This is a genomic window from Streptomyces aureus (assembly GCF_000725495.1).
Taxonomy (GTDB): domain Bacteria; phylum Actinomycetota; class Actinomycetes; order Streptomycetales; family Streptomycetaceae; genus Streptomyces; species Streptomyces aureus_B.
In genome coordinates, this window is the sequence record NZ_JNZD01000006.1 from 217,301 (window position 1) to 238,303 (window position 21,003).

The following is a 21,003-nucleotide window of genomic DNA, read 5'->3' on the forward strand; positions in this document are numbered from 1 at the left end:
ACGGGGGGCGTTACGGCCCCTCGTCCGTGGGGAGTCCCGCCCGGGAAACACGATTCGTCCAGCTCGTCAGGCGGCGAGCCGCAGACGGGCTCCACTGTTTCGAACATCAGGGCAACCGACACCGGCGGTCGAGGGTCTAGGCAGCGTGACTCATCGTCCGGTTCACCGAGAGGGGACGGCGAGCCGACGATCCAGTAGATCCCGAAGGGGGATTCCATGCGCATCCGCCCGGCCGCCGCGGCCGCGTTCCTCACCTCCGTCCTCGCCGCGTCCGCGGTACCGGCCGTCGCCGACGCGGCGGACCGGGCAGCGCCCGGCGACGCGACGTTCTCGAAGGTCGTCGTCAACGGCGGCAAGGACATCGTCCTCGGCCTGACCACCAAGAAGACCGTCACGATCACGTGGACGGTGACGGACCCGGACGGCGTCGCCGCTTCCTGGGCCTATCTGTGGCACGGGCCCAACACCGACGACGCCGACGGGAGGCTGCCGCTCGTGCCGCCTGCGGGCACGTGCACGGTGTCGCCCACCGACCGCACCACCTACACCTGCAAGCTGAGCTTCGGCATCGACGCCGCCCAGGAGTTCGACCGCAACACTTTCGCCGGGACCTGGAAGGTGCTGGGCGAGGCACAGGACCCCAACGACGACTGGACGGCCGTCGATGTCGCCGGCACCGCCCAGATCAAGCGGTACGCCAGGATCACGGTGAACGCCTCCCCCGAGCCGGTGAAGGCGGGCAAGACCGTCACGGTGACCGGCAAGCTGAGCCGCGCCAACTGGGAGACCGGCACGTACACCGGCTACGAGGGCCGTTCGGTCAAGCTGCAGTTCCGCAAGAAGGGCAGCAGCACCTACACCACGCTGAAGACGATCACCAGCGGCGGCAGTGGCGCGCTGAAGACCACCACCAAGGCCACGCAGGACGGCTACTACCGCTTCGTCTTCGCCGGCAGCACCACCACCGGCCCCGCGACGGCGACCGGCGACTTCGTCGACGTGCGGTGACGGCGCCGGGCCGGTCCCCCGGCGGCGCGGTCGGTGACCGTACCGTACGGGCGCCGGGCCGGCCCGGGCCCAGAGGACTCCGTACCCACGGCGAGACGACCGCCGGAGCGGCGGCGAGGTCGAGCACCTCGCCGCCGTGCCGGGACATCCACCGAATCACCCCCGCGAGGCGATGGCGACCACACGCACCGACGAACGGCTAGCCGATGCGCGTTCCCGCTCCGCTCACGCGGACACGGGGGTCGCCGGCGCGCAGGGTCACCGTGAGCACACCGGGACGGCCCAGGTCCTCGCCCTGGTGCAGCGTGAGGACGGCGTCCTCGGGCGCGAGGTCGAGCTCACGGACGTAGGCACCGAACGCTGCGGCCGCGGCGCCGGTCGCCGGGTCCTCTACGACACCGCCGACGGGGAACGGGTCCCGGACGTGGAAGACGGCGGCCGACTCACGCCACACCAACTGGACGGTGGTCAGGTCGAGTCGGTGCATCAGCGCTTCGAGGCGCGCGAAGTCGTAGTCCAGATCCGCGAGGCGGGCGCGGGTCGCCGCCGCGAGGACGAGATGGCGGGCACCGGCGAACGCGACACGGGGCGGGAAGGCGGGGTCGAGCTCGTTCCGGTCCCAGCCGAGCGCGGCCAGGGCCTCGTCGAGGTCCTCGTCGGCGACGTCCACGAGGTGCGGCTCGACGCTGGTGAGCGTGGCGCGCAGCGTCCCGCCCTCGTCGGTCACCTCCACCGGCACGACTCCGGCGCGCGTCGTGAACACCAGCTCACCCGGCCCGGTCCGCTCGGCCAGCGCGATGGCGGCCGCGACGGTGGCGTGCCCGCAGAACGGCACCTCGGCCTTCGGGCTGAAGTAGCGGATGTCGTACGCCGTGCCGCCGGATTCCCCCGAGGACGGGGTCAGGAACGCGGACTCCGAATAGCCGAGGTCGGCCGCGATGGCGAGCATGTCACCGTCGTCCAGGGCGGTGGCATCGAGAACGACACCGGCGGGGTTCCCGCCCTCGGGGTCGCTGGAGAACGCGGTGTAGCGAAGGACGTCGGCGTTCGGTGTATTCGTCGTCATGTCCGTGGCAATACGAAACACCCGCCGCCTATTCCCCGCCTCCGCCCGGGGGACGCTCGCGCGTTCACCCGTGGGCTGCGCCTGTCGACGAACCCGGTGCGCGGGGCGGCCGAACGGCCACGAATGCCCAGCTCACGAGTGGTGGGCCGACATGAGGTCGGAGCGAGGGCGCAGGGGCGCCGGCGCCACCACTCGTGATCTTGACTGATATAGGCTGTTGTACGTTCAAAGAGATCAAGCCCGGGGGGGCCTACAGATGAACATGCACTCACGCGCGCTGCTGGGAAGCGCGCTCGTTCCCGTCTTCGCACTCGCGGTGACCGCGCCCTGCGCGCACGCGGTCCCGTCCACCGCCACGTCGGGCACCACCACCGCCGCCGCCACGACGCCCGCCGTGGGGACCGGTCCCTGGGCCACGCCGAAGCAGCTCGCCGGCGTCACCCGCGTGATCGCCCTCCAGTCCTCGCGGAACGGCACCGTGGCGGGACTCTTCGTCCAGGGCGGCAAGACCGTGCTCTCGGTCAGACCGGCGGGCAGCACCGCCTGGGGGTCGGTCGAGTCCGTCGCCGGTGCGACGCTCCAGCGCACGGACGACGGTGCGCTCACCCTCCTGTGGTGGGAGAAGGCCGCCGACGCGACGAGCGGAACGCTGCGGATGTCCCGGCTGGCGCCCGACGCCACGGCCTTCGGGCCCGCCGAGGCCGTCGCCACCGGCATCCCGGCGAACGGCTCCTCCACGGGGGCCGTCTCCGCCACCGTCGCGGCCGGGACCTCGGGCGTCCAGGCCGTCGCCTGGATGGACAAGGACAACCGCCTCACGGTGACGCAGCGCTCCGGCCCGACGGCAGCGTGGTCCGCGCCGACGGTCCTGGACCGGCTCCCGGACCCGATCGTCCGGACCGACAACGTCTACGACTACCACCTGCACGACCTGCGCCTCGCCGTCGACAAGAACGGCACGATCGGACTGATCTGGGGCGGGGACAGCTACTACACCGGTGACGGGGTGGACTACGACCCCACCGCATACCAGTGGTACTACAAGTACCTGGAGAAGCCCGCGGGTTCGGCCTCCTGGACCGTGCCGCGGGACCTGCCGCAGCTCGGCGAGAAGCCCAATCGGGTCACCTTGGCGGCGCACCCCCAGGGCGGTTTCCATCTGCTCTCCTTCAACAACTACGCCCGCAAGGCGGCAGGGGCCGCGAACTGGGGACCGGCCGAGAGCACCGGCATCTACGCGAACGGCACCCGGCCCGCCGAACTGCTGACCGCCCCGAACGGCGATGTGTCGGCGGTCGGTTCGGCCTCGGGCCCCGCCGTCGCCACCCGGCTGTCGACAGGCGGCTGGAAGGCCCCGCAGGACCTCGCCGACAACACCGAGTCGGGGTCGTACTCCAGCACCCGGACGGCGGACGGTTCGCTGGTCGTCACGTACACCCAGAGGCGCTACGTCGACGGCCGCACGGTCCGCCGCGACTTCGTCGCCCAGACCGTCGGGGTCGGCAGTGTGGGCAAGTCGCACACCCTCAACTCCCTGACCGACGGGACCACCAGCACCGGCGCCGTGGCGGCGGACGACAAGGGACGTCCGGTGGCGGTCTGGACGCAGGCGGCGACCGACGGCAGCTCCGTCTCCTCGTACACGGCGACCACGGGCACCCGTGCCCTGCCCAAGTGGCGCGACTACGCCGACAGCACCCGCTCGGACATCCTGGGCATCGGCCGCAGCGGCACCATGAACATGCTGACGCAGGACGCCGCCAACCCGGTGCGCACCTTCCAGGAGCGCCCGTGGGCGGCCGAGACCAAGGTCGTGCCGTTCGGCGACTTCGACGGCAACCGGTGCAACGACCTCGTCGTGCGGATGCCGGGCGGCGAGGCGCGGCTCTACACGCCCGTCTGCGGCGGCCTCCCCACTCCCGACTCCCCCTACAAGCGTCTGTCCAGCGACTGGAGCGCGTACGACACCCTGCTCTCCAGCGGTGACCAGACCGGTGACGGCCGCCCGGACCTGCTGGCCCGGAACAAGGTCACCGGCGACCTCTACCTGTACGCCCACAACGGCACCAACGGCTTCCTGCCGCGGGTGAAGATCCGCTCCGGCTGGACCGGCTACAAGCGGGTCATCGGTGCCGGCGACCTCAACGGCGACGGCCTCGGTGACGTGCTCGCCCTCGACAGCACGGGGAAGCTCTGGCGCTACAACGGCACCCGCACCGGCAAGCTCAAGGACCGGGTCCAGGTCTTCAAGGACTGGGGCCGCACCTACAAGGACGTCATCGGCGCGGGTGACATCAACGGCGACGGCAAGAACGACCTCGTCTCCCGTGACACCTCCGACAACCTCTGGCTGAACACGGGTACGGGGACCGGCACCTTCAAGGGCCGTGTGCAGGCGGGCGATGCGACGTACTGGAAGAACTGGGCGTCCCTCGGCTGACCGGACCGTGCGCGCCGGCTCCCGCGGGGGCCGGCGCGCACGGCGAGCCGCGGCAACCGTCTCACCGGGCACGCGACGCCATGAATGGCGTCGTGGACCGATGCACTCTCGGGAATGGGGACCCGGCCGTCGGGGAACCGCCGGCGGAGGCTCCGCGGTTCCCGGGGCGGCGACTCAGCGGACCTTGTCGGCCGGACCCGCGTACAGGTACGTGGTCCGTTCGGTGATGTGGCTCGCGTCTCCCGCACGCGTCGACATGGTCTCGAGGATCTGTCCGTCGGACGGCCTCACGATCCAGTTCGGATCGTGGGGACTGTGCGCGACGTTGTCCGACCACTTCCAGGAGATCCGGGCTCCGGTTCGCCCGGCTCCGTCCTTCACTCCTGGTGTGACCTCGGCTCCGGGTGTGTCCGCCAGAACGCGGTAGAGCGCGGCGCGCAGGCGCGGGGAGGCGGGTGAGCCGGTCAGCAGCTCGCCCGACTGCCGGACGGTCTGCTCGGCGGCGGACGCCCCCTTCGCACCCGCGGACAGGATCCGGCGCAGGGCGTCCGGCCGCGTGGGGAGCTTGTCGAGGTTGCCCCAGCTCACCTGCCGGGTGCCGACACGCCAACTGGTTCCCCCCGGTGGAGCCTTCTTGGTGACGGTTCGACCGTTCTGCGTCTTGATGACGAGCGCGTCGCGGCTCAGGTAGTAGGTGTCGGTGTGGGTCCTGTCGCCTTCCACCCAGGTCCTGACTGTGGTCTTCCAGTACGGAGCCTGCCCCCGGCCTCCGGAAGCGGCCCTGTCGGCAAGGGAGTTGAAGAGATCGGCGGCCGAGACGGTGGCTGCCGGCTCGCTGCCCACGCCGACCACCGGCAGAACGGCGAACCCCGTGGCGACGGCCGCGACGGCGGCGGCGCAGGCGAGGAGCCGGCGCCTTCCGAAGCGGGACGTGACCACGACGGCGGCCGCGGACGCGGTGGGTACGGCGTGGTCGGTGTCCGCGGCGATCGCCTGGAGGACGAGGGCACGGGTCCTTTCCAGCACCTTCGGGTCGGGAGATTCGGTCCGTCCGGCGTTCCTGAGGGCGGTGGCGCCCGGGAAGTCGAGAACGTGGATGTCCTGGTCCTTGTGCGTCATGCGAAGTCTCCCGTCAGGTTCGTCAGAGTGCTCCCGGACAGCGCCACGCGCAGTCGGGTGCGGGCCCGGTGGAGCCGGGAGCGCGCGGTGCCGGCGGGGATCCCCACGACGGCCGCCGCTTCACTCGGCGTGAGTTGCTCCCAGGCCACGAGCAGGAGCAACTCGCGTTCCGGCTCGGGAAGCTGGGCGAGCCCGTTGCGCAGCTCCGGCACCACCGCCGCGACGTCCAGGCGCTGGTCGACCGCCCGCCACGGGTCGACCTCCGGGATCTCCGACGTCCGCCGCGGGGCACCGGAAGTCCGGGAGAGGGTCTGCCAGTGCCGGGCCAGTACGTTCCTCGCGACGCCGAAGAGCCATCCTCTGGCAGAGCCCCGGGCGGCGTCATAGGTGTGGCGGGTGGCGTAGGCCTGAAGCCACACCTCGGAGAGCAGGTCGTCGGCGGCTGTCGGCGCACGGCGTACGAGATAGCCGTGCAGGGCGACGGAATGCCGATCGACCAGGGGTTCGAATGCCGCCGGCTCGCGTGCGGCGCGTACCAGCAGATCCTCGTCCCGGTCCATGGAATCTCCTATCCGAGCCGCCGGGGCGGCGGCCTCAACCCGTACTTGCACGCAGGGGGCGGGAGCGTTCGCACGACATGGGGAGTGTCGGGTCTTACCGGCTCGACGCCAAGGGTGGCACCGTGCGCCCGTCGGTTCCTGCGCCGCCGACGACGCGGACCGGCACCCGCCTGACCAGCACTCACCTGGACCGGGCGTTCACCCCGGGCCGGGTGAGCCACGCGGAACAGGCGAGCGACCGCGCGACCGCCTGTCGCAGCACCGCCGCCGAGGACCTACCTCCAAGATCCATATGATCACCACATGATCGAAGGCACACTCGTACGACTGCGCGCCCCGCAGGCCGCCGACCTCGAGGCCCATCTGCGCTGGCGCAACGACCCCGAGGTGGCGCACTGGGCCACCGGCGGCGACCCGCACTACGGGCCCATCACCCGCGAGTCCATGGAACGCTTCCACGACTCCACACTCCGTCAGGACCCGCGCTCCGAGGCCACGTTCACGGTGGAGGACATGGCCGATGGCCGAGTGATCGGCACGGCCGACTACCGGGACCTGGACCCGTTCGCGGGCCGGGCGACGGTCGGCGTCGTCATAGGCGAGCGCGACCACTGGGGCGGGGGCTACGGCTCCGAGGCGTTGCGCCTGCTGCTGGGCCACCTGTTCGGGGCGTGCCGCCTCCGGCGCGTCGAGCTGGAGACCTGGAGCGGCAACGAACGCGCCGTCCACGCCTTCCGCAAGGCGGGTTTCGTCGAGGAGGGACGCCGACGCGCCGCCGTACGGGTGGGTGAAGAATGGTACGACGGCGTGCTGTTCGGGCTGCTGCGCGAGGAGTGGACCGCCCTGAGAGCCGACGCACCGCCGATGACCCCGGCCGCCTCCGCCGGCTGACCGGACCGATTCCTTCGCCCAGAGGCGCATCCGCGAAGCCCCGCCCACCTGGCGTCCCCGCCGGGCGGACCACGCGCCATGCGGACGCCCCCGAGCATTCCGCCCGCCGCGACATGACCGTCGCGCCGGGCGTCTTCCCACGTTCCCTCGCCGTCAGGTGCCTGGTGGCGAGGGAACGGGACCTCAGGTCTTGATCGCGTACAGGGAACGGTCCTGGCTGCCCGTGTAGACCACGCCGTCCGCCACCACGGGCGACGAGACCACGGCGTCGCCCGTGGGGAACTCCCAGCGCCGCTTGCCGTCCGCGGCGTTCACCGCGTACAGACGACGGTCGTCGCTCCCGACGTACACCACACCGTCCGCCACCACGGGCAGCCGCACGGCGTTGCCCGAGATGAAGGACCAGCGCTGCTTGCCGGTGGAGGCGTCCACCGCGTACAGGCGGTGGTCGTCGCTGCCGACGTACACCACGCCGTCCGCCACCACCGGCAGACGCACGGGGCCGCCGGCGGGGAAGCTCCAGCGCTTCTTGCCGCTGGCGGCGTCCAGGGCGTAGAGGTGGTGGTCGTCGCTGCCGACGTACACCGTGCCGTCGGCGATCGCCGGGGCGCGTACGACGTCGTCGGCGGTGAAGGTCCAGCGCTTCTTCCCGCTCGCGGCGTCCACGGCGTACAGGCGGTGGTCGTGGGTGCCGAAGTAGAGCACACCGTCGGCCAGCACCGGAGAACCGACGGTCGCACCGGCCGGGAACGTCCAGCGCTTCCTGCCGCTCGCCGCGTCGACCGCGTACAGAAGGTGGTCGCGACTGCCGAAGAACACCACACCGTTCGCCACGGCCGGCGTCGAGTGCACGGCGCCGCCGGTGGTGAAGGTCCAGCGCTTCTTGCCGCTGGCGGCGTCGACCGCGTAGAAACGGTGGTCACCGCTGCCGAAGAACACCGATCCGTCCGCCACGGCCGGTGCCGTGGAGACCTCGCCACCGGTGCCGAAGTGCCAGCGCTTCTTGCCGGTGGAGGTGTCCACCGCGTAGAGACGGTGGTCGTCGCTGCCGACGTACACCACGCCGTCGGCGACCACCGGCGAGTACACGGCGGCGGGCGCGGGGAAGGTCCACAACGCCGTACCCGGCGCAGTTGCGGGCCGGGGAGAAGCGGACGCGGCTCCCGACCGGGAACGGCCCGTACCGGACCCCGACCCGGAGCCATCGGTATGCCTCCCGGGAGAGTCGTCGTCCAGGGCGTTCCAGACGGTGAGGGCGCTCGCGGCGGCCAGGACGCCACCGGTCAGCGCGAACAGGGCGCGCCGTCTGGAGACCGTGCCGTGCGGCTCGGCGGGCCGCATTGTCGGTTCGGGTGCTCCGTCCGTGGGCTCCACCGGGTCGGCGGCCACGGGATTGTCAGGGGTGGGCTGTTCTCCGGTGCGCGTGGCCGCCTGATGGAGCGCGGTCTCCTTGGGAGCGTCCGGTCCGGGTGGTTGCACTGCCGTGGGCGCGGGGGCGGGGAGGGGCGTGCCTGCGCCGCCGGGTACGGGCGAGGCCGGCACCGGGGACGGGGTGATCGTGCCGGTCGCGTGCTCCTGGACGAGGCGGGCGACCGGGGCCGGCATCCAGGTGGTCGCGGCGACGGGCGTGACCGTCGTCGGCCCGTCCGATGACTTCCCGGTGAAGTGCTCGAGAAGGTCGGCCAGAGTGGGCCGCTCGTCTGGGGTCTTGGCGAGGCAGGTGGCCACGATGTCGCGCAGCTCCGCCGGGACGGCGCTGAGGTCCGGCTGCTCGTAGACGGCACGGAAGTGCAGCGCGTGCGGGGTGCCGGTGCCCCAGGGGCCGGTGCCGGTTGCCGTGTAGGCGAGGATGGCGCCGAGGGCGAAGACGTCGCTGGCCGGGCCCACCCGTTCGCCGAGGAGCTGCTCGGGGGACATGAAGCCAGGGGTTCCGATGCTCATGCCGGTCTGAGTGAGGGCGCTGGCCTCGCTCTCGAGCGAGATCCCGAAGTCGATCACCCGGGGGCCGTCGGCCGCCAGGAGCACGTTCGAGGGCTTGAGGTCGCGGTGGACGACTCCGGCCGCGTGCACGGCCTCCAGAGCCTCGACCAGTCCGGCGGCCAGGGTCACGACCGCGGACGCCGACCAGGGTCCATGTCCGGCGAGCGCCTCGGCGAGCGAGACACCGGGAACGTAGACGGTGGCCAGCCAGGCCGGGGTTCCCTCGGGGTCGGCGTCGACCACCCCCGCGGTGAACGCCCCGTTGACGCGTTTGGCGGCGGCGACCTCACGGGCGAAACGACGCCGGAAGTCGGCCTCCCTGGCCAGCTCCGGGCGCACCACCTTGATCGCGACCGCTCGGCCGCTGGGCGAGTGCGCCAGGAACACCTGCCCCATGCCGCCCTCGCCGATGCGCCCGACGATCCGGTACCGCCCGACCTGGCGGGGATCCCCCGCTTCCAGATCCTGCACCATGCCCAACCCGCACACCTCTACTTGCTCCGTGACCCGGGGGTCGCCGCCATTCACCTCGAACCACGCCAGGGCGCCGTGGGGTTCACCTCGGTCGGCACCGGCGGTGTGTCGAAGGCACCCATGCCTTCGACGCTTCGAGGCTCGCCGTCCCACCGGTCCGCGGGCCGCCGGGGCGTACCCGTCCGGCACTCATGCGTCCACACCGGCAGCGGCGTGCGGCGGATCTCCACGGATCTCCCGAACGCCTGGATATGGCTGGATCCCGGCCGGACCTCGGCAAGCGCGATGATCATAACCGTGATGTGAACATGATGTGAACATACCTTCACATCATCTCGACGGAATCGCCATCTGCGGCCCAGCGTCTCGGGTGACCCGTCGTCAGAGCTTCCGCCGGACCCGTCGACGTCGCACGTAGAGCGTCGCGGCGAGGGTGAGCAGCGGGAGGGCGACCGCCGCGGTGATGTCGAAGCGGGGGGTGGCCCAGGGCGGGCCCGGCCAGACGGAGACTTGGACGTCCGCCGCGTCGTCGGCCGGCCGGGTGTCGCGGCTGGGGTGGTCCGGGTCGGCGTCCGAGACCGTGACGCGACCGCCGTCGTGCGGGCCGGGCCGGTCGATGCGGAGGGTGAAGGGGAACGTCGTCGTGGTCCCCACCGCGCCGACGCGAGCCGTGCACACGTAGCGCCGGGCACTCGGCTGCCGCTCGCTCGCCTCGGCCAGGGGTGTGCCGTCGTCGGTGACGGCCCGGCAGTCCTGGTCGATCACCTCCTCGTCGTTCTCGAAGCGGTACGGCGACGCCGCCACGGTGGTGCCGTCCGGCACCGTGAAGACGACCTTGGCGTCGGCGGGCAGGGCACCGGGCCCGTTGTTCCGCACGCCGATCCGCACCGACGCGAGGCTGCCGACGGGGCCGCGGGCGGTGTCGGACACAGCGGCGAGCTCGCTCCGGTTGCGCACCGCCACCCGGAAGGTCTGCCGGCCGTCGTCGGCCGTGTCCGTCGCGTCGGAGGCCGGTCGAGGGACCGGGAGGAGGTGCAGCGCTGGTCCGTCGCCCTTGCTGTACCTCGACGCGATCGCGGCCGGGGGCACGTAGTCGTCACCCACTGCGGCGGCGGTGACGTCGACGGTGGGATACGTGGCGTCCCGCGCGGCTCGGAGGTGTTCGCGGGTCTCCAGGCCGTACGACCGTCCCGGTGGGATGACGATGTCGGCGGCGGGCAGCCTGCACCACGCCACCGTGTCCCCTCGGTAGCGGCAGTTGCGGTGCCGGTCGCCGAAGGTGACGCCTTCGCGCGCCTGCATCGTCAGCGACACCCCGCGGGCCGGCACGTCCCCGATGTTGTGCACCGTCAGCCCGACGGCGAGGCTCCCTCCCGCTGCCACGGGACCCGGATCGGGACCGAAGGTGACGCGGAGCTCCGGTCTGCCGACCACGACGAGGGAATGTCCGGTCACCGGCGCGAGGCCGGGCGCGGTCACGCGGTAGCGCAGCACCCCGGAGTCGCCCGCCTTCGCTCCCTTCGCGGGGCTCAGGTGGAAGGACTGGATACCGCCCGAACCCGTCGTCTCCGGATGGGTGTCGCAGTGGTAGACGGGCAGGTGGACGGGGCAGGCGTCAAGCGCGCGCTTGACGCCGACGATGTCCCTAAGACCGGTGGCGTCGAAGGTGATCCGCAGTCCCCCGGTCACTCCGACGGTCTTCTCCTGGACCCGCAAGTCGGACACGGGCCGGTCCGTGTCCCGCGAGACGTAGAAGACGGGAGGAGCGACGAGTTCCACCTTGGCTCCGCCGCTCGACGAGCACCCGGAGAGGAAGGCGGTGGTCGCGGCCAGGGCGAGCATGAGGCCGACGGCGGCCCTGCCCGCGCGGACCCGCAGGGGGTTCACGCCCGCCCCACGGTTCCGGCCAGGTCGTCGATCTCCGCCCGGTACCGCTCGCGGAGGCGGGAGAAGGCAGTATGACGGGGCCGACGGGGAAGGAACTCCCTGATCCTCTCGGCGCATTCGCGCGGGGTCGACGTGCCGGTGTCGCACTCCAGGTCGTAATCGCCATGACGGTGGACGACGGCGTACTGCTGCGCGGCCAGACCCGACGGGCGGTCTCCGCGGGCCTGTTCACGGCGCGCGAGTTCCTCCAGCGGACAGTGGACCCCCACGAACAGCACGTCCTCGGCGCGCAGCACCGACAGACAGTCGAGCAACCGCCAGTGCTCGCTGAGGACATGGTCCACGACGACGTCGTTGCCCACTTCGGCCATGGCCGCGATCGAGCGGTGGAAGCCCATCCTGGTCCGGCGCAGCGCGAGGTCGAGTTCCTCGGCGCCGAGGGGCCGCCCCGTACGCATCGCGCCGAAGCCGTCCACGGCCATGTGGAAGAAGACGCCGTCGTCGAGGACGTCGAGCAGTTCGCGGGCGATGCTCGACTTTCCCGAACTGGAGGTGCCGTTGAGGAAGATGATCCGGCCGCGTGTCATACGGGGATGATCACACGGCCACCGGTCCCGCGTCGCCGAAGCCTTCGTCGAAGGGGTCAGCTGCGCTCCTTCCGCGGCTCGTCGCCGGCGTGGTTGACCGCGGCGCACTGGAGTACCGCGGTGGTCCGCAGCACGCTGCCGGCCTTTCCGATCACCGCGTCCTCCTTTATGACGTCACGGACTGGGGGTAATCCATTTCCTGCGGACCGGGCGGGCCTGGACAATGATCGAACCGGAAAGCGTCTCTCCGAGATCGAAGCAGGTGGCCGAGCCCATGACCGACGCGCCGTCCACCCCGCAGGTGGTCTCCTTCGCGGCCTGGCGTGATGATGCTCCGGAGCCAGGCACCAGAGGCGTACGGCGCTACGTCACCCTGGCCGAACTCCTGGTCCGACTGGGGAGCTTCGGACTGGGGCTCAGATGGAGGGCTCGGTTCTCCGACGATCAGCCGCACCCGGCCTTCGATGAGCTGGTGGCGGCTTCGGCGGGCAACGGCGTGCCCACCCTTGCGCTGCTGGCCACGCGAGCGCCCTACCTACAGGCAGTCGACGCCGACTTCGAAGGCTACGCGGGGACCGAACTCGTCGTGACCCTGCGGGAGTTCGACAGCTCCTCCTGGGACGTCCGCACAGACGACCCGTGGGTGCTCCGTGAGATCCAACGGCACTACCCCGACGCCCGACCACTGACGTCGGATGAATGGGACACCACGGGCTGATCCTCTGAGCGCCCCTTGCAAGCCAGTGCAACCACTGCGCCGCGAGGTGACAGCCGAGAGGCGGCCTAAAGTGGTTCTCTGTGAAGCACGAAACGACGTCTCCCGATGCCGGGCCGGTGAACCAGGAATCCGGTGCGTCCGCGGCCTCGGCGCGGGTGGACGGGCGGGTCGAGCGGGGTAACCGCACTCGGCAGTCGGTGCTCGGGCGGACGGTCGACATCGCGTCGGTCGAAGGGCTGGAGGCGTTGTCCGTCGGGCGGCTCGCGACCGAGCTGGGGATCAGCAAGAGCGGAGTGTTCGCCGTCTTCGGGTCCAAGCAGGAACTCCAGCTCGCCACCGTCCGCGAAGCCGGCCGGATCTTCACCGAGCAGGTGATCCGGCCCGCCGAACAGGTCCCGGCGGGCGTCGGACGTGTGTGGCGGCTGTGCGAGCTGTGGCTCGAGTACTCGCGCGGACGGGTCTTCCCCGGCGGCTGCTTCTTCTACGGGGTCATCGCCGAGTTCGATGCCCGCACCGGGCCCGTGCACGACGCGCTCGTGTCGGCCCACCGGGCGTGGACGGACCTGCTGGAGCGCACGGTCGAAGAAGCCCGGGCGGGCGGCGAGCTGCGGCCCGACATCGACGTGCCCCAACTCGCTTTCGAGCTGCTCGCGTTGATGGAGACGGCCAACGGTGTTGCCGTGCTGCACGGCGAGGAGACCGCCTACTGCCGGGCCCGGACGGGCATCGCCGAACGGTTGCGGAGCGCTGCCGCGGAGGGTTCGCCGGCACCGCCCCTGCCGTAGGCGTTGCGCCGACCGTCCTGGGTCGTCGCGGCCGAGGCCGAAAAACAAATTGCACGACCGTTCGCACAGTTTTACCGTCCGGTCATGACTTTGAGCGGAACGGACATCGTGGAACTCGACCGCATCGCCGTCCTCGAAGCGCTGCGCCTGGTGGAACGGGCGAAGGACGGGGACTGGGACCTGGACACCCCCTGTGCGGGCTGGGACCTTCGGCGGCTGGTGGCCCACATGAGCGCACAGCACTTCGGCTTCGCGGCGGCCGCGCGCGGAGCGGGACACGAGACGGCCCACTGGCGGGAGCCCGTGGACGCGGATGATCCGGCCCGCGTCCACCGGGCGGCGGCGACGGCCGTGCTCGACGCCTTCGCCGAACCCGGCGTGACCGAGCGGGAGTTCGCGCTTCCCGAGCTGGGCGGGAGCTTCCCCGGACGGCCGGCGGTCCGCTTCCACCTCGTCGACTACGTCGTACACGCCTGGGACGTCGCCGCGGCCTTGAAGGTGGACCTGGAACTGCCGGAGGACGTGCTCCGCGCGGCGCTCGCCGTGGCCCGACGGGTCCCGGCCGATCAGGCGAGCCGCGGTCCCGGGAACGCCTTCGCCCCGGCACTGGGCGTGCCCGACGGCTCCGCCCCGCTCGAAGAGACCCTGCGCCTGCTCGGCCGGGATCCCCGCCGATGGCACCCGGACGTCGCCGGACGGGGAGAAGCGGAGACCAGCGCCTGACGGCGACCCGTACGGTCCCCCGCTTGACCTTGACACGGTGGCAAGCCGTTGAGTGCGTGGCGAGGAGGTGGTCTCGATGACGACCACGAAACAGGACACGGACGCCGTACGAGCTCTGCGGGGGCTGGAGGACGACGATTCCTCCGTGCGGCTGCGGGCCGCTCTGGCTGTCGGCACGGCGCCCGGCCCGCGCTTCGTCGCCGCGCTGGTGCGGCGGTGCGCGGTCGAGCCCGAGTTCTTCGTCCGCGACATGCTGACCTGGGCGCTCACCCGCCACCCGGTGTCTTTGACGCTGCCCGCGCTGCTCGACGAGCTCCGCTCGGATCGTCCGCAGGCACGGAGCCAGGCACTGCACACGCTGTCGAAGATCGGGGACCGGCGGGCCTGGCCGGCGATCACACCCGAACTTCTCTCGGACACCGACGACGAGGTGGCACGCAGCGCCTGGCGCACCGCGGTCGTCCTCGTCCCCGAGGGTGAAACGACGGCGCTGGCCGCGCAGTTGACGGCGCAACTCGGGCGGGGCGGACGGGAGACGCAGCTCAGTCTCAGCCAGGCCCTGGTCGCGCTGGGAGACGTGATCGAGCCGCTCGTGGGCGCGGCGGCGAGCGCGCCCGACCCGCGCGTGCGGGCGCACGCGCTCGCCACCCGGCGGCTGCTCGACGACCCGGACGCCGGATTCCAGCTCGCGATCGAGGCGGCCAAGCGCGTCGCGGTGCTCGACGGGCCCGGTCAGGAGGGACGATAGGGCGTGTTGATCGGTGAGGTGGCGCGACGGTCCGGTGTCAGTGCCCGCATGCTGCGGCATTACGAGTCACTCGGTCTGGTGCGTCCGTCGGGGCGCACCGGCTCGGGCTACCGGGAGTACTCCGGTGACGACATCCGGCGGATCTTCCACGTCGAGAGCCTGCGGTCGCTGGGGCTGTCCCTGCGCGACATCGGGCGTGCCCTCGACGATCCCGGTTTCGCGCCCACCTCGCTCGTCGGTGATCTGATCGCCAGGACGCGTGAACGCATCGCGGCGGAGACCGAGTTGCTCACACGGCTGGACAGGATCCGTGCCGTGGAGCCCGGGGACTGGGAGGACGTCCTCCAGGTCGTCGCGCTGCTCCAGGCGCTGACCTCGACGAGCCCCGACGCGCGCCAGCGGGCGGCGCTCTCGTCTGCCGGTGAAGTCCCGGTCCCGGTGGAGGCGTTGGTGGACGCGGCCCTGACCGAGACGGAACCCAATGTCGCCGGCGCCCTCCGCTGGGCCCTGGCACGCTCCGGGGACCGTGGCGCGGAGCTGCTCGCGGTGGGACTGGACTCACCGACGGCCGCGGTACGGGAACGCGCCGTCCGGTCGCTGGCCGAGATGCCCGGCGCCGAGGCCGCCGCGTTGCTGCGGGCCGCCCTCGCGAGCCCCGACGCCGTGGTCCGCGGGCAGGCCGCGCTGGCGCTCGGGACGCGGGGAGCGGCCGAAGCCGTACCGACGCTCGTCGACATGATCGTGGAGGGGCGCAACGACACGGACGCGGCGGATGCCCTGAGCGTCCTGGCCGGCGACGCCGTGACGGCGGACGGGCTGGCGGCGAGGCTCGTCGACCGGCTCGCCGACCCCGCCACGGAAGCACCCGCGCGCGGACGGCTGACCCAGGCGCTGGCGGGCATCCCGGGGCCGACGGCGTCGGACGCGCTGGCGGCCCTGTCCGAGGACGCCGACCCCGCCGTCGCGCTGACCGCGACGTACCTGCTCCGGCTGCGTGCGTCGAACGACTGACGGGCCGCCGTCGGGGCGAAGGGGCGATGTCCGAGGCCCCGCCGCCCCTGAGCGGCGATGCCCGACGCTCTTCCGACCCCGAGCGGCTATGTCCGACGCTGTACGGACCCCCGAGCAGCGATGTCCGACGCCCCACCGCCCCCGAGCAGCGATGTCCGACGCCCTACCGCCCCCGGAGAGGCGATGTCCGACGCCCAGCGGCCCCCGGGAGCCCGCCCAGGGCCCGACTCAGCGGCCGTCGATGACGAGGTACTGCCCCTGGGCGTCGTAGTCGACGTGGCAGTCAAGGTTGCCCTCGGCGGAGCAGTTCGGCCTGACCTTGCCGTCCGTGTCGAGGGTCGCGGTGACCCGGACCTGCCCAGCCGTGCCCGCCGACTGGTACACGGCCTCAGAGGGGCCGTCGATCGCGACGTTGACGAGGTAGTTCGGGTAGATGGCCGGGGGGTACTCGCCGCTGCCCTCGTGCGAGGCGAGCCGCACTCCGTCGAACGGCAGCCGGACACCCGTGGTGATGCGTACGACCGCCGAGCCCGCGCCCGGGGCGCCGACTCCCGTGGACGGCGCTCCGTTCCCGTTTCCGGAGCCCACGATGTTGTCGTGGCCGACGTTGAAGATGTCGCCGTCGGCGCGCTGGTTCACCGTGGTGATGACGACCAGGGGCCCGTCCCCCTTGTCGACGGCGACAGCGGTGGCCGCGCAGGTGGCGGGCAGGGCGACGAGGGCGGAGGCGAGCAGTGCTGCGGCTCTGGCGACAGTGCGGTTCACGAATCGTTCCTTCGCATGGGTTCCGTCGGTGTCGATCACGACCGTAGGAACCGCGCAACCGCTCGTGCGACACCGTCGCCCGCCCGGGTGGTGTCGCTGAGCCGATCGCTCTACTCGGCTTCGCGGCACGGGCGGCCGGGGAGGGAGGCGTCCCAGCCCCCGACTCCCCCACGCCGGTGGCCCGGGACCCTGGGGCGGCCGTACTGGGGCGACGCCGGATCCGGGGCTCGCGCACGGCCTGGCGGAGTCGTGTGATGCTGTCGCCATGACCGATCGAGCCGAGATCTCCATCGTGCGCTGGCCAGGCCGGACGCCTTCGGCCGACGACGGGCCGGCCGCGCTGCTCGCGGCGTACCACCTGCGGACGGAGGGCGAGAAGGGTCAGGCCGTGGCCGACGTGGACGAGCTGCCCGACCGCTACCGGACGGAAGTCCTGGACCCGCGGACCGCGTTCGCCGACGACGTCGTGCTGCTGGCCCTGAGCGGGGAGACCGCCGTGGGGTGCCTGGTGCTGACCAAGCCCGCCGACGGGTCCTCGGAGATCAAGAGACTGTGGACGGACCCGGGGTACCGCGGCCACGGCATCGCGTCGGGCCTGCTCGGTGCCGCGCTCGCGCAGGCCGCCGAGAGCGGTGCCGGCGAGGTACGGCTGTCGGTCTGGAAGTGGCGGACCGGGGCCGTCGCCCTGTACGAACGACTGGGCTTCACCGTCACCGATTCCTGGGACGAGCGGGACCAACTGGTCTGCATGCGACGCGAGATCGGTTCACGCGGGCCCCTCTGATCAGGCCGGTCCTGCGAGTTCGGTCTGATGGTCCGCCGCCCATCGCGCGAGGTGCGCGAGCGGCCCGTTCGCGAACGACTCACCGAGTGGCGAGAGTTGGTAAACCGCGCCCGGATGCGACGACGCCTGCTCGGCACCGCGCGCCTTGACGACGAGGCCGTGGTCCTGGAGTCGTCGGAGCGCCTCTGTGAGCACCTTGTCGCTGGCCCCCGCGACCCGCGCGAGCAGTTCGTTGCGCCGCGTCGGCCCCAGGCGCAGGGCCGAGAGCACCACGGGATCCCAGGTGTGGCGGATGAGCTCCGCCGCCGCGCGCACATGGCAGTCGGACACGAAGGACTCACAGGACTCCTCAAGCACACGGTCCAGTATCCCAGCCGCGTCCTACCGGACGGTAGGACGCGGCTTCGTAGCGTCGGGAGGAGATCGCTTCCCGCATCTCGCTCTCGGCAGAGGAGACAGTTGTGAACGTAGGCATCCTGGGCACCGGAAACCTGGCCGTGCCCCTGGGCCGCGCCTGGGCCGCGTCCGGTCATACGGTCCTGGTGACCGGGCGCGATCCCGAGCGTGCCGGCGAGGCCGCGGACCGGATCGGCACTTCGGCAAGGGCAGTTGACCCCGCCGGTTTCGCCGGCACGACCGACGTCGTCGTGGTCGCGGTCTCGTGGGAGGGGCTGGAGGCCGCGCTGGGGCTCGTCGGCGGCATCGACGGAACACTCGCCGGCAAGACCGTGATCGACTGCACCAATCCGGTCGACTACGGGACCGGGGAACTCAAGCCGGCGACCGGCTCCGCGGCCCAGCTCGTGGCCCGCTCCGCTCCCGGCGCCCTCGTCGTCAAGGCACTGCACCTGTTCGCCGGAGCCTCGTGGCCGTACGCGGGGCCGCGGGAGGCGGCACCGGTCGTGGCCGTCTGCGGCGACGAGCGTGCCGCTCTGGATGTCGCCACGGCACTGATCGGCGACCTCGGCGGGCGGACGGCCGTGGTCGGCGGGCTCGACAGTGCCCGGCAGTTGGAAGAGGCCGCGGGATTCGTGATGAGGGTCGTCGCCTCCGGTCACAACCCGAGGCACGCCGTTCCCGATGTCGACCCCGCTCCGGTCGACTCGACTGTCGCCGACCCAGCGCTCCCCACGCCGGTCGACTCCGCTCTCCCCGCGACTCTCTGAGGCGCCGCGACGGGAACAGGGCACGGTTCGGCGGCTCGTGGCGCAGGTACGAGGGGCCCGGGGCGTCCGAGCCGCGGCCCGTGGCGCCGGTTCGCGGTCAAGTACCCCCGTGTCACGGATCCGTACCGGCGGACGGCGACCAAGAACCGGCGCAGGAAAGGCTGTTGGAACCGCCTGGCCACCGTCCTCGGCCGGGCCCGTAGCACCACGGTGGGCCGTGCGGGGCCCCGCCTCCCGTGCCGTGGAGCGGCCGGGCCAAGGGCATCCGACGGACGACAGAAGCAGGCCCGCGCGGTCACCGCGGGCGTCCGGACCGATCCGGTGTGTAACAGGGCTGTATTACGGGGCCGTCGGGCGGAACGCGGTGCCCGGTCGGGCTGCTCTTGGTCGGCAGAAACGCCCGCTCGTACCGAGCGGGCGGCACCCTCCACCGATCCTGAGGAAGAAACGATGCGCGTTCGCAAGCTCACCTTCGCCGCCCTGGCCGTCGCCGCGGGTCTCTCGCTCACGGCCTGCCAGAACGGGGATGACGGTACGGGACAGAGCGCACCGTCCTCGGGTTCCACCACGTCCTCCACGGGCGGCGGCTCGGGCTCGGGCGGCTCCCAGAACGGCGGGACGGGCGGCGCCGGGACCGGCAAGGGGTCCGGTGGAACGGGCAAGGGCTCCGGCGGTACCGGAAAGAGCTCCGGCGGAACGGGCACCTCCGCCGGGACCGGCTCCGGCGGAGGCGGCACGGTCGAGAGGTGCCACACCGACGGACTGGCGATCACCGCGAAGGACACGACCATCGGCGGCGACCCCGGCGGAACCGTCACCGTGGAGCTGAAGAACCGCGGTGGCCGGGCCTGCACGATCGCCGGGTACGCGGGCGTCGACCTGAAGACCTCCGCGGGGTCGCTGTCCGCGAAGCGCACCGGTGAGGCCGTCAACCACGTCACGCTCAAGAGCGGGCAGTCGACGGCCTTCGGCATCACCTACCCGCTCAACAACTCGGGCGGCTCCGGCGTCCGGATCACGGGCCTGCTGGTGACCCCGCCGAACGAGACCTCCACGGTCACCCTCGGCTGGCCGGGCGCCGCCTCCCTGCCCGTCACCGAGGGCAGCGGCACCCCGGTGAAGGTCGGACCCGTCGGCAGCGCCGGCCAGGGCGGCTGACCCGCACCGCCCCGGCCTGTGGTCACCGGAGTGCCCGGACCACCGACCACAGCGGGCGTTTCGGCAACCCGCCGGACCCGTACTCCCGTTCCCTAGCAAAGGTCCTGCCCCACGGCAGGCCCCGGCGGTAGGGTCCGGATGTGCGTTGATCTTCGAGGTGGCGGCCGGGTGCCGCCGCAGACGGTGCGGGGCGCCTCGCGGCGAGGCGGCCCGGCAGACACACCTGGCATCAGGCAGACACACCCGGCATCAGGAGTCACGCCTGTAGCCGGGCAGCCAAGCCTCTCGTCGGGCGGACACCTGTCGTCATCTCACCGGAGATCCACCATGACTGCTCGAACCCCGCTCACCTACGATGCCTTCGTCGAGCTCGCCTCCGCGGATCCGGCGGTGGTCGGTCTCGCCCTCAAGGGGTCCCGGGCCCATGAGGGCATGGTCACCGTGCACTCCGACCACGACGTGTACGTGGTCGTCGCCGACGGCACCGGGCCGAGCCCCCTCGCGGATCGCGGCGGTCCGGGGCTCGACCTCGTGGTCGTCACGCTGACCGAGTTCCGAGAGGCCGGGATGCCGGCATGGGAGCGTTACGCCCTCGCCCGTGCCAAGGTCGTGCTCGACCGGCTCGACGGCGCCATCGGGGACATCCTCGCCGGACACGCCCGGCTCGACGCCGAGGAGGCGTTCAGGACCTCCGCCGCATGGCTCGACGCGTACGCCAACTCCCTCTACCGCTCGCTCAAGAGCCACCGCGCTGGCCGGACACGCGCCGCTCGTCTCGACGCGGCCGACAGCGTCCGGTTCCTGCTGGAGCTGCTCTTCGCGCTCGACCGCCGCGTCCGCCCGTACAACACGTACCTGGAGTGGGAACTGGCCCGGCACCCGCTGCCCGGCTGGGACACCGATGAGTTGCTGGCGGCCGTCGACGGCATCACGGCCACCGGTGACGCGGCCGCGCAACGGCGGCTGTTCGCGCAGGTCGAATCGGCTGCGCGTGCCGCAGGGCACGGAGCGGTACTGGACGCGTGGGGCGACTCCCTCGACCTGATGCGTCCACGAGGGGCTTCCCCGGCCCCTGACGGTCGGCCTCAGGGCCGCAAGGACTGAAGCGGCGCTGCCTGGGGCCCCCGGGCATT

20 protein-coding genes are annotated in these 21,003 nt (G+C 72.1%); 12 read left to right on the forward strand and 8 right to left on the reverse strand.

All coding sequences use genetic code 11. The features are described 5' to 3' along the window. Positions 1–216: 216 nt before the first annotated feature. Positions 217–1,008 carry a hypothetical protein gene (locus IO36_RS13680; RefSeq protein ID WP_037619761.1) on the forward strand — a complete coding sequence of 264 codons (792 nt, stop codon included), beginning with the start codon at positions 217–219 and terminating at the stop codon, positions 1,006–1,008. Positions 1,009–1,207: 199 nt separating this feature from the next. Here IO36_RS13680 and IO36_RS13685 read toward each other — a convergent pair whose 3' ends face one another. Beyond that, complete coding sequence (locus IO36_RS13685; protein ID WP_037619762.1) at positions 1,208–2,074, reverse strand: PhzF family phenazine biosynthesis protein; 867 nt, start codon at positions 2,072–2,074, stop codon at positions 1,208–1,210. A 256-nt stretch (positions 2,075–2,330) separates the two neighbouring features. Here IO36_RS13685 and IO36_RS43060 point away from each other — a divergent pair, with 256 nt between their 5' ends. Beyond that, positions 2,331–4,514 (forward strand): FG-GAP repeat domain-containing protein, encoded by a 2,184-nt coding sequence (locus tag IO36_RS43060; protein ID WP_051900398.1) that lies wholly within the window; start codon positions 2,331–2,333, stop codon positions 4,512–4,514. Between the two features lie 174 nt (positions 4,515–4,688). Here the strand turns inward: IO36_RS43060 and IO36_RS13695 are convergent, their stop codons facing one another. Next, positions 4,689–5,633 (reverse strand): hypothetical protein, encoded by a 945-nt coding sequence (locus tag IO36_RS13695; RefSeq protein ID WP_037619763.1) that lies wholly within the window; start codon positions 5,631–5,633, stop codon positions 4,689–4,691. Beyond that, positions 5,630–6,193, reverse strand: coding sequence for an RNA polymerase sigma factor (locus IO36_RS13700; RefSeq protein WP_037619764.1), 564 nt, complete (start codon positions 6,191–6,193; stop codon positions 5,630–5,632). The genes IO36_RS13695 and IO36_RS13700 overlap by 4 nt, the downstream gene beginning before the upstream one ends. Before the next feature lie 303 nt (positions 6,194–6,496). Here IO36_RS13700 and IO36_RS13705 point away from each other — a divergent pair, with 303 nt between their 5' ends. Further along, a complete protein-coding gene (locus tag IO36_RS13705; protein ID WP_051900400.1) occupies positions 6,497–7,084 on the forward strand; it encodes a GNAT family N-acetyltransferase in 588 nt (195 codons plus the stop codon). Positions 7,085–7,267: 183 nt separating this feature from the next. Here IO36_RS13705 and IO36_RS13710 read toward each other — a convergent pair whose 3' ends face one another. The 3 genes from IO36_RS13710 to IO36_RS13720 all read right to left on the reverse strand — a co-directional run bounded on the left by IO36_RS13710 (position 7,268) and on the right by IO36_RS13720 (position 12,012). Continuing rightward, positions 7,268–9,538 carry an outer membrane protein assembly factor BamB family protein gene (locus IO36_RS13710; protein WP_051900402.1) on the reverse strand — a complete coding sequence of 757 codons (2,271 nt, stop codon included), beginning with the start codon at positions 9,536–9,538 and terminating at the stop codon, positions 7,268–7,270. 381 nt (positions 9,539–9,919) lie between these two features. Continuing rightward, a complete protein-coding gene (locus IO36_RS13715; protein WP_037619765.1) occupies positions 9,920–11,425 on the reverse strand; it encodes a COG1361 family protein in 1,506 nt (501 codons plus the stop codon). Next, entirely contained in the window at positions 11,422–12,012 is a 591-nt protein-coding gene (locus IO36_RS13720) for a chloramphenicol phosphotransferase CPT family protein (RefSeq protein WP_051900404.1), read from the reverse strand. Before IO36_RS13720 ends, IO36_RS13715 begins: the two co-directional genes overlap by 4 nt. A 274-nt stretch (positions 12,013–12,286) precedes the next feature. Here IO36_RS13720 and IO36_RS13725 point away from each other — a divergent pair, with 274 nt between their 5' ends. From IO36_RS13725 to IO36_RS13745, 5 genes are all read left to right on the forward strand, one after another. Continuing rightward, on the forward strand, positions 12,287–12,730 hold the full coding sequence (locus tag IO36_RS13725; RefSeq protein ID WP_245173259.1) for a hypothetical protein: 444 nt from the start codon (positions 12,287–12,289) through the stop codon (positions 12,728–12,730). A gap of 116 nt (positions 12,731–12,846) precedes the next feature. Further along, positions 12,847–13,515, forward strand: coding sequence for a TetR/AcrR family transcriptional regulator (locus IO36_RS13730; protein ID WP_051900405.1), 669 nt, complete (start codon positions 12,847–12,849; stop codon positions 13,513–13,515). An 84-nt stretch (positions 13,516–13,599) separates the two neighbouring features. Then, positions 13,600–14,238 carry a TIGR03086 family metal-binding protein gene (locus IO36_RS13735; RefSeq protein WP_051900406.1) on the forward strand — a complete coding sequence of 213 codons (639 nt, stop codon included), beginning with the start codon at positions 13,600–13,602 and terminating at the stop codon, positions 14,236–14,238. A gap of 76 nt (positions 14,239–14,314) precedes the next feature. Then, positions 14,315–14,986: a HEAT repeat domain-containing protein gene (locus tag IO36_RS13740; RefSeq protein WP_037619766.1), complete on the forward strand. Its 672-nt coding sequence runs from the start codon at positions 14,315–14,317 to the stop codon at positions 14,984–14,986. 3 nt (positions 14,987–14,989) lie between these two features. Beyond that, positions 14,990–15,997: a HEAT repeat domain-containing protein gene (locus IO36_RS13745; protein ID WP_037619767.1), complete on the forward strand. Its 1,008-nt coding sequence runs from the start codon at positions 14,990–14,992 to the stop codon at positions 15,995–15,997. Between the two features lie 228 nt (positions 15,998–16,225). Here the strand turns inward: IO36_RS13745 and IO36_RS13750 are convergent, their stop codons facing one another. After that, positions 16,226–16,762, reverse strand: coding sequence for a hypothetical protein (locus tag IO36_RS13750; protein ID WP_158997338.1), 537 nt, complete (start codon positions 16,760–16,762; stop codon positions 16,226–16,228). Positions 16,763–17,027: 265 nt separating this feature from the next. Between IO36_RS13750 and IO36_RS13755 the strand changes: the two genes are divergently transcribed. Further along, positions 17,028–17,546 (forward strand): GNAT family N-acetyltransferase, encoded by a 519-nt coding sequence (locus IO36_RS13755; RefSeq protein WP_037619769.1) that lies wholly within the window; start codon positions 17,028–17,030, stop codon positions 17,544–17,546. Here IO36_RS13755 and IO36_RS13760 read toward each other — a convergent pair whose 3' ends face one another. Further along, a complete protein-coding gene (locus IO36_RS13760) occupies positions 17,547–17,903 on the reverse strand; it encodes a winged helix-turn-helix transcriptional regulator (protein ID WP_051900407.1) in 357 nt (118 codons plus the stop codon). It abuts the gene before it with no gap. Between the two features lie 104 nt (positions 17,904–18,007). Between IO36_RS13760 and IO36_RS13765 the strand changes: the two genes are divergently transcribed. The 3 genes from IO36_RS13765 (at position 18,008) to IO36_RS13775 (ending at position 20,974) form a co-directional block, all read left to right on the forward strand. Then, positions 18,008–18,712, forward strand: a complete 705-nt coding sequence (locus IO36_RS13765) for an NADPH-dependent F420 reductase (protein ID WP_051900408.1) — start codon at positions 18,008–18,010, stop codon at positions 18,710–18,712. A 450-nt stretch (positions 18,713–19,162) separates the two neighbouring features. Beyond that, on the forward strand, positions 19,163–19,870 hold the full coding sequence (locus IO36_RS13770) for a DUF4232 domain-containing protein (RefSeq protein WP_037619772.1): 708 nt from the start codon (positions 19,163–19,165) through the stop codon (positions 19,868–19,870). 327 nt (positions 19,871–20,197) lie between these two features. Next, positions 20,198–20,974 (forward strand): hypothetical protein, encoded by a 777-nt coding sequence (locus tag IO36_RS13775; RefSeq protein WP_037619774.1) that lies wholly within the window; start codon positions 20,198–20,200, stop codon positions 20,972–20,974. Positions 20,975–21,003: the final 29 nt, after the last annotated feature.